This is a genomic window from Bellilinea sp., from assembly GCF_034432615.1.
GTDB lineage: Bacteria > Chloroflexota > Anaerolineae > Anaerolineales > Anaerolineaceae > Bellilinea.
This window is the reverse complement of the sequence record NZ_DAOUBL010000079.1, coordinates 1-8,363: the sequence shown is the minus strand read 5'-3', so window position 1 is coordinate 8,363 and position 8,363 is coordinate 1. Positions and strand designations below refer to the sequence as shown.

The window sequence follows — 8,363 nt, the reverse complement described above, 5'->3', positions numbered from 1 at the left end:
GAGCACCACAGCGAAACGGCATTTTCCAGAGCCAGCCAAAGGTTGTTTTCGCGGAACTGGGCCGGTACGGTCAGCTGGCGCGGGCGGGGGCGCAAAGCGGGGTACTGCCAGAGGGTGTTGCCTTCGTCGCAAACCTGAATCAGCAGTGCGGTCAGCAAACGCCGGCGTTCTTCCGACAAGGGTAAAGTTTCCACCTTGTTGATGAGGGTCGTCAGGACATACAGGGGCCGCGGCAGGTAGGTTTTCAAAGCTTCGTTGACCTGTTCGCGGGTAACGGACGACTGGTCGCCGATCACTCGCGAAAGGGCGCGGGCACGGTGCAGCGCATCATTGCCGGGCAGGTTGAGTTTTTCCACATCCAGCGGGGTAGCCGGACGTTCTCCCTCATCCCCGCAGTGCAGGCAGCGGTAAATCCGGCTGACCAGTCGCAGCGGTTCGTTCTGCCAGATGAATGCCTGCGCCGATACCAGTTGACCACAGGCGGCGCAGGGAGTCTGGTAAAGGCTGAGGATATGCCGTTCCAGACGTTCTTCGCCGCGTTTGCTGATTGCCAGGGCCGCCAGGGCCGCCTCGAACTCGCTTTGAGGCGGGGCAGCCGCAAGAATTTCCAGCATGAAGGAGAGAATCGGGTTGTTACTGGTAATCAGGATGCGATACCCGGCACGGGCGGCTTCCAGCGCCAGTTGAGGATGTGCGCCAATCGGGTCTAAGATCCATGCTCCGGCCGGGAGGGTCTGTTTGAGCCATGTTTCAATGATCCCGGCGGGCAGCAGCGGCAAATACCGCCCAAGCGGCAGGAGAGGCGCTTCACTGCGTCCGCCAATGAAAGGTTGCTCCAGTACACTCATCTTGAATTCAGTATACGAATTTAAATCTTAAAAATCCAGATGTTAATGAAAATTGGCTATTAACTTGATCTTAACTTGTTCTTGAAAAGAATTAAATCTTTGCTTGTTAAAATGAATTCAAAAAGATTTAACCGCTCAGAACTGGATGGGTAACCGCATGCCCGAAAATGATCTCCAACCTGTATTCGATGTGAATGATTTGCAAACCATGAAGGTGCTGGTCTCGCGTTTGCGCTTGAAAGTGCTGCGGGTGTTGATTGAGCAGCCTTGTACAATCCGTGAGGTGGCCCGCGAATTGAATATCCCTCCCAACCGCCTGTATTACCACTTTGGTCTGCTGGAACAGTGTGGGGCAATTCGAGTGGTGGAAACGCGCTTGATCGCCGGGATTGTGGAAAACCGCTATCGGGCGGTGGCGCGCAAATATGACGTCCGCCCTGATCTGTTGAATGAGGAATTGGGAGAGATTTCTTCTGCGTCAAAACAGCCTTTTTCATCTTCGATTGAACAGGAACAATCCGTATAGGCCTGTTTTCCTCTGGTCTAATCCGCGAAAATCACAGATAATGGGGGATGTTCTGGATGACTCTTGTTAAGCCGAATTGGAACTCCACAGAAACGAGGTAAACCGTGATGAATACCTATCTGAATGCCGCCCGGCAAGGCCGCAATGAGGTCTGGCGATATGGGGTGGTGATTCTCGCCGTGGTTGTGGTGACTTTCACGGTGCAAATTGCTGCTTCCATCCCGTTTATCCTCATTGAAGGTACCACCGATATTTTCCAATTTTCGCCGCTTTCTTTGTTGATATTGACCATGCTGCCCTTCCCATTCGCCGGGCTGACCGTTTTTTTGGGAGTGGCTTTTCTTCACCAGCGGCCTCTAAAATCCCTGTTTCGTCCGGTGGGCGCATTTCAATGGAACAGGTTAATTCTTTCGGCGGGGGTATGGTTTGCACTTTCTGCCTGTGCGGATGTGGTATTGGCGGTTCTGCAGCCGGGTAATTATGTGTGGAACTTCAATTTGATGGAGTGGCTGCCGTATTTCCTGGTTGCCCTCCTGCTCATCCCCTTGCAGACATCTACAGAGGAAATTTTGTTCCGTGGTTATCTGGCCCAGTGGATGGGCCGGTTCGGCAAAGGTTTATGGCTGCCGTTGCTGGTGCCTTCCATCCTGTTCATGTTGCTGCATGGTGCCAACCCGGAAGTGGGCACTTATGGGTTATGGTTCACCATGCCCTTTTACCTCGGCATCGGCCTGCTGCTGGGCTGGGTGACCCTACGCAGCGAAGGGCTGGAGCTGGCGCTGGGGCTGCACGCTGCCAACAATTTATACGCTGCGCTGGTCGTCACCTTTCCCAGTTCTGCCATTCCCTCCCCGGCGCTGTTCCGTATTCAGACCTATGATCCGGCAGCCGGGTTGATCACCTTTGCGGTAATGGCGGTGATTTACCTGCTGGTGATGAACGGCCTGCGCCTGACGCGCCCTGTGCAGGTGCTTGCCAGCGTGTTGGCAGGGTTTGCACTGCTGGCCGGATCGGTTCAGCCGGTTTTGGCAAAGTCGTATTTCGCCGAACGTTTCGATGTGGAGATTAATCTGCAACCGAACGGGGATCTGCTGGTGACCGAAACAGTGGCGTTCAATTTTGAGGGCGGGCCGTTCACCTTTGTTTTTCGGGACATCATCCCGAACGAACTGGACCGGCTGGAGTTTGTTTCGGCGCGGATGGATGGCACAGTTCTGCCGAGGGGTAATCAGGCCGGTCAGGTGGAGGTCGGCCAGGACGGCGATGCGTTGAAAATTGTCTGGCATTTTGAACCGGTCAACGATTCGCAGCATGTGTTTGAACTGACTTATTGGGTGGTGGGGGCTGTGCGTCAGACCAATCGAGGCGATGGGCTGGTATGGAAGGCCATCCCCCCGGAGCATGAGTATCCAATTCAATTCAGCGATATCCGTCTGATTTTGCCAGCCGGAATAACCCCCACCCAACCGGTAAAACTGCGCAACCAGCCGATTGAACCGTTTGAAGATGGCGGAACAATTCTTTTTCGATTGAAGGATATACCGGCCGATTCCGAACAGGTTGTTGAGGCTTATTTTTCACCCGGCAGTCTGATTCAGCAGCCGCCGCTGTGGCAGGCTGCCCGGCTGGAGCGCGGGCGTCAATTGCGGGCAGGTCTCCCTTACGCTGTGGGGCTTGCCGGTGGAATTGTGTTGTTGTGCGGGCTGGCTGCCAGCCGTGTGCGGCGGCGTTATGAGATTGAGCCAGCCAGCGTGATTCCGCCCGGCATAATCAGCGAACCGCCGGACGAACTTACCCCGGCAGCTGCCGGTTATCTGCTCAACAACGGGCGCAGCACGGTTTTGCATTTGTTTGCCGTCCTGCTGGATTGGGCGCGCCGCTCGTGGATCAAGATGGAATTCATGGAAGGCAAGGGCCTGTTCAAGGCCCGCGATTTCCGCCTGTATCCGCTGGAGCGGAGAGCCGCCAGTGAACATGAGTCGTTTATCCAGGAATTGGTTTTTCCAGCGGAAGTTTCTGATCAGCGGTCAGAGATCTTTCTGAGCAAAGTTGGACAGCTTTTGTTGAGCAAACAAAACCAATTCAATCGCCTGCTGACCCATGATCTGCTCAGGCAGGGGTTAATCCGGCAGGAGGCCTTGCAAGAACGAACCCGGTTGAACCGCATGGCTTCTTTCCTGTTTTTCTTTGGTTTTACTGTGGCTGTGGCGGGTTCGGTCTTGATCGGCAGCAAATTCCTCACGCCTTTTATCGGGGTGTTGCTGTTGGGGGTGGGGCTGGGATTGATTGTGGGGGTACTCTTATTGTGGGTAAGTGCAGCAAAGCTGAATATTTTTACACAGGCCGGTCTCATCCGCTTCCAGCGCTGGCAGTCGTTTCGCAATTATTTGCAAAGCCTGACGAAAAAAGAAAACAGCACCTTGCTGCGCCCTGAATGGCTGGAATCGTTTTTGCCTTATACGATGGCCTTTGGTCTGGGCGATCAGTGGGTCAAAGCCTATCGGGATGTTGGCTTGAGCACCATCCTTTCATGGGCATACACCGCCGGTGATTCGGGCATAGATGGTTCCATCCTCACGGCGGTGATTTCGACATCTACCATTGATGCCAGCGGAGGCGGCGGTGGTGGAGGGGACGGGAGCGGCGGCGGTTCTTCCGGCGCCGGCTAAAGAGCGCCGGCAAAATTAATAAAATTGAAAGCATACCAAAGAAATCATCCCGTGCCGGTGAAACAGGTATAATATCTAAAAAGAGATGATGGTACATGTCTGTCAACTGGTATGCTCTGCAAAGCCACCCGCATAAAGAGGCCGTTCTTGCCAGTCATCTGCAAGAAAGCGGCTTTGAGGTGTTTTATCCCCGCCTGAAAGTCAACCCGGTCAACCCGCGCGCCCGCAAGGTGCGCCCCTACTTTCCCGGCTATCTCTTTGTGCATGTGGATTTGGAAACAGCCGGAATTTCGACCTTTCAGTGGATGCCGCATGCCAGGGGGCTGGTTTCCTTCGGCGGCGAACCGGCGGCCGTACCGGAAAGTCTGATTCATGCCATCCGCCGCCGTGTGCAGGAAATCAATCTGGCGGGCGGCGAGAATCTGGAAGGATTGAAACCGGGCGACGAAGTTGTCATTGAACATGGGCCTTTCAGCGGGTATGAAGCCATCTTTGATGTCAAACTTCCGGGCAGCGAGCGGGTGAGAGTGTTGTTGAAGATGCTCAGCCGTCAGCAGCTGCCGCTGGAATTGAATGCTGGCAGCATTCGCAAGCGAAAAAAATCCTCCTGAATCCTGTTTTCATCCCCCTAAAAATCTACGAACCTTCCCCATGACTCAACCCTCTGGTAATTCCTCTTCAAAATCCTTTTCAATCCACTGGCGGACGCTTGAACCTCCCCCACGAGGTCGGTCAAACCGGCTGATGGTTGTGGCGTTGACCGGCTTACTGCTGGCGGGCGGTTACGCGCTGCTGGTCAGTGGTCTTAGTTTGGTATTTCAACAGGCGCTGGGCTGGAATTCGCCCTGGTTAAGTGCGGTATTGTTTTTTGTGATGGCGTTAGCGTTCTTCCCGCTTCGTCAGGGATTGGAAAATGCCCTCTTTAATGGCAGAGGTTCTCCGCTGCGCCGTCCGATCCAACGCGCTGAGCTGAGCGAGGCGGTCAGCCGGATGGATACGCTGGATCGGCGTGAAATCCTCATCCGGCTGCGCCGTCAGTTGCTCGAAGAATTTGGAATCGAATCCGCGCACGTGTTTCTGTATGACCTGTTGGGTGATTCTTATCAGGCGGCAGAAGATGAAACAGGTCGAAAGACCAGCGATCTGGTTTTTCAGCCCACCAGTCCACTGGTTGAGCGGCTCAACAAAATCAAGGGTTTTTTGAAACTGGATGAGACGGATGCGGCGCTGATGGACGAACTGCGCAGTGAGCGAGCCCGTTTGAGTCTGCTGAATGCGCGCTGGTTCTTTCCGCTGCCCGGCAACCAGCGTTTGCTGGGCTGGCTGGCGCTAAGTGAGCAAACCTCGGTTGGATTGACTCCAGCGATGCTGGAAGCCATCAGCGGTTTGTGCCGCGAGGCGGCGCTGGCGTTAGACCGCGCCCAAATGGTCAGTGAAATGGAAAATAGTGTGCGCGAGATGAACATTCTCACCCGCGTGGCGCAGGGTGTGAATGTTACGCTCAATCTGGATGATATTTATGAGCTGATTTACGCTCAAATCACCCAGTTAATCCCTGCCGATCAATTCCGCCTGATTCTCAAATCTCCACAGGGAGATGGATTGGTACAGGTCTTTTTCATTGATGGAGAGGAGCGAGTCAGCGAGCAGGAAAATTTGTATCTGCCAGCTGAGCCGAGCCTCGAAAGCGAAGTGGCTGCCAGTGGACGCAGCAGAATTACGGATGATTACGGACGCGAATCGCGCCAGCAGGGATTGCTGCCCCTGACGGATGCTGTGTACGCGTGGATGGCCGCGCCGCTAAACGCCGGCGCCGAACCGATTGGCATCATCTGTTTGGGGCGGCGCGATCCTGCCCAGCGGTTTACTGCCGAACAGCTGCGCATTTTGCAGGCGCTGGCCGATCAGGCAGCCGGTGGCATCTTGAAAGTGCGCCTGCTGGCCGAGAGTGAGCGGCGCGCCCGTCAATTGAAAACCCTCAACGAAGTTACCCGTCAACTGACCTCTACGCTCGACCCTGAGCGCCTTTTGAAGAATATCCTGCAAAGCGCGGTGGATATTCTGAATTGCGAAGCGGGCAGTTTATTGATGCTGGATGAGCATACTCAAGAACTTGTCTTTCGGGTGGTGCTTGGGCCGGTAGCCCATGAACTGGAAGGCCAGCGCATGCCCGCCGATAAGGGCGTGGTGGGACGTTCTTTTCAGACCCGTGAGCCGCAGATTGTCAACGACGTGCGCTCTTCTAAGGACTGGTTTTCAAAACCGGATAAGATGACCGGCTTTGTTACCCGTTCGTTGCTGGTGGTGCCGCTGATTGTCAAAGACAATGTGCTGGGGGTAATCGAGGTTGTCAACCGCCAGGATGGTTCCAATTTCAACCTTGATGATCAGGAACTGCTGACCGCTTTTGCTTCTCAGGCGGCCGTAGCCATTGAAAATGCCCGCTTATACACCCTGACCGATCAGGCCCTGGCCGCCAAGGTGGAAGAATTGTCCGTTTTGCAACGGATTGACCGTGAGTTGAACACCAGTCTGGATGTCAGCCGTGCGATGACCATTACGCTGGAATGGGCCATGCGTCAATCCGGCGCAGATGCCGGTCTGGTGGGAGTGGTTTTACCCGAAGGGGTACGCGTGGTGGCTTCGCAGGGCTACCAGGATGAGTTGAGTCTTTTTGAAAACGATTTGCTGCCCGCGGAACGGATTGGTCTGGGACGGGTCATCGAGCAGCGGCGGGCGATTCGCTCGTATCCGGCTGCCGAACTACCGGCATTATTCAGCCAGGCGTCCAGTCAGGTGTTGATTCCCATTCAACGCGAGCAAAGCGTCATCGGTTTGCTGCTGCTGGAGAGCCGCAAACCCGAAGTCTGTGATGAGGAAATGCTGGAATTCTTGCAGCGGCTGGGCGATCACGCCGCGATTGCGATTGCCAATGCGCAGCTGTACAGCGCGGTGCAGTCTGCCAATGTGGCCAAAAGCGAATTTGTTTCATTTGTCGCTCACGAGTTGAAGAACCCGATGACCTCCATTAAAGGCTACACCGAATTGCTGGCTGCCAAAGCGGTTGGACCGGTCAATGATGCGCAGGCAAACTTTCTTGCCGTGATTCGCTCCAACATTGATCGAATGAATACGCTGGTTTCTGACCTGAATGATTTATCCAAGATCGAAGCCGGCCGGCTGCGTCTGGAGTTTGCGCCGATTCATCTTTCGGAGGTACTGCAGGAAGTTGAACGCTCCACCCGCCGGCAGATCGAAGACAAGCACCAGACCTTTACGATCAACCTGCCGGCCGATTTGCCGCCAGTGTGGGCAGACCGTACCCGTTTGGTGCAGATCCTGGTCAATCTGGTGAGCAATGCCCATAAATACACGGAAGCCGGGGGAAAGATTAACGTAGGCGCTTTGCGTTCCAAAAACGAATGGGACGAAAACGGCCCGGCAGAAGTTGTCCATGTGTGGGTGCAGGATACCGGTCTGGGAATTGCGCCGGAGGATCAGCCCAAAATTTTCCAGAAATTCTTCCGCTCCGAAGATCCAAAAGCCCGTGAAGTACCGGGCAGTGGTTTGGGATTAAACATCACCCGCAGTCTGGTTGAAATGCAGGGTGGGCAGATCTGGTTTGAAAGCGAATACCGACGCGGCACGACCTTTCACTTTACGATACCGGTAGCCGAGCAGTAAGACATGCCTTGACAAGGGAGGAGAGCATGAGTCTGGTCAGCGCAGTGGGGTACAGCAACGAGATCAACGGGCGGGAAGCCGCCCAGCAGGCTGCTCAACAGGCTTTAAAGGGACTTCGCTCCGCCGAGCCGAAAGTGGCGCTGGTTTTTTTCTCTCATCTCTACGACCCGGTTGAGGTAAGGCAGGTTTTGAATGGTCTGTTGGGAGATATTCCCTTATGGGGGGCAACGACATCAACGATTTATGCCGCTGCTGTTCCCCAAAAGATGACGGTGGTCATTTTGGGAGGGGCGTTTTCGCTGGATACCAGCTGGTACGGGCATTATGCCGTTGACCCGCTGGGCAGCGCACTGGAATTGAACGCCCGGCTGGGACATTCCAGAACCAGCCGCCCCTGGCATTCGGTACTGCTGGCAGCCGACGGATTGAAGGGGGAAATTAACACCTTACTTTCTTACTTTGAGCAGGTTTCCATAGAGGTGGGCGGGTTTCTTTCGGGCGCGGGTTTTCCACGCGGAAAGAATTCCCTCTTGGGAGAAACCTACTGCGCCGAAGGCGGCCTTTCGGCATTGTGGTTGGGGTCAGGCATTCGGGTGGGAATGGCTGCCGCCCAGGGTTGGAAGGATAGCGGGGTGT

General features: G+C 54.9%; 6 protein-coding genes. 5 read left to right on the top strand and 1 reads right to left on the bottom strand.

The genetic code is table 11. The features are described from left to right. Nucleotides 1-848, bottom strand: an 848-nt coding sequence (locus VAE48_RS03765; RefSeq protein ID WP_322791983.1) for a hypothetical protein, incomplete at its 3' end; no start/stop codon positions are given. A 157-nt stretch (nt 849-1,005) separates the two neighbouring features. On the opposite strand from VAE48_RS03765, the gene VAE48_RS03760 reads away from it, so the two are divergent. The 5 genes from VAE48_RS03760 to VAE48_RS03740 form a co-directional block, all read left to right on the top strand. After that, nucleotides 1,006-1,374 (top strand): winged helix-turn-helix domain-containing protein, encoded by a 369-nt coding sequence (locus tag VAE48_RS03760; protein WP_322791982.1) that lies wholly within the window; start codon nt 1,006-1,008, stop codon nt 1,372-1,374. A gap of 107 nt (nt 1,375-1,481) precedes the next feature. Further along, nucleotides 1,482-4,043 (top strand): DUF2207 family protein, encoded by a 2,562-nt coding sequence (locus VAE48_RS03755; RefSeq protein WP_322791981.1) that lies wholly within the window; start codon nt 1,482-1,484, stop codon nt 4,041-4,043. Nucleotides 4,044-4,138: 95 nt separating this feature from the next. Continuing rightward, complete coding sequence (nusG, locus tag VAE48_RS03750) at nt 4,139-4,654, top strand: transcription termination/antitermination protein NusG (RefSeq protein WP_322791980.1); 516 nt, start codon at nt 4,139-4,141, stop codon at nt 4,652-4,654. A 40-nt stretch (nt 4,655-4,694) separates the two neighbouring features. Beyond that, entirely contained in the window at nt 4,695-7,727 is a 3,033-nt protein-coding gene (locus VAE48_RS03745) for a GAF domain-containing sensor histidine kinase (protein WP_322791979.1), read from the top strand. 26 nt (nt 7,728-7,753) lie between these two features. Further along, nucleotides 7,754-8,363: FIST N-terminal domain-containing protein (locus tag VAE48_RS03740; RefSeq protein WP_322791978.1), on the top strand; the 610-nt coding region annotated here is incomplete at its 3' end.

What these genes read in the sequence shown, in the direction of transcription:
- VAE48_RS03760 (WP_322791982.1), top strand. Translation starts at nt 1,006, where the DNA reads ATGCCCGAAAATGATCTCCAACCTGTATTCGATGTGAATGATTTGCAA.
- VAE48_RS03755 (WP_322791981.1), top strand. Translation starts at nt 1,482, where the DNA reads ATGAATACCTATCTGAATGCCGCCCGGCAAGGCCGCAATGAGGTCTGG.
- nusG (WP_322791980.1), top strand. Translation starts at nt 4,139, where the DNA reads ATGTCTGTCAACTGGTATGCTCTGCAAAGCCACCCGCATAAAGAGGCC.
- VAE48_RS03745 (WP_322791979.1), top strand. Translation starts at nt 4,695, where the DNA reads ATGACTCAACCCTCTGGTAATTCCTCTTCAAAATCCTTTTCAATCCAC.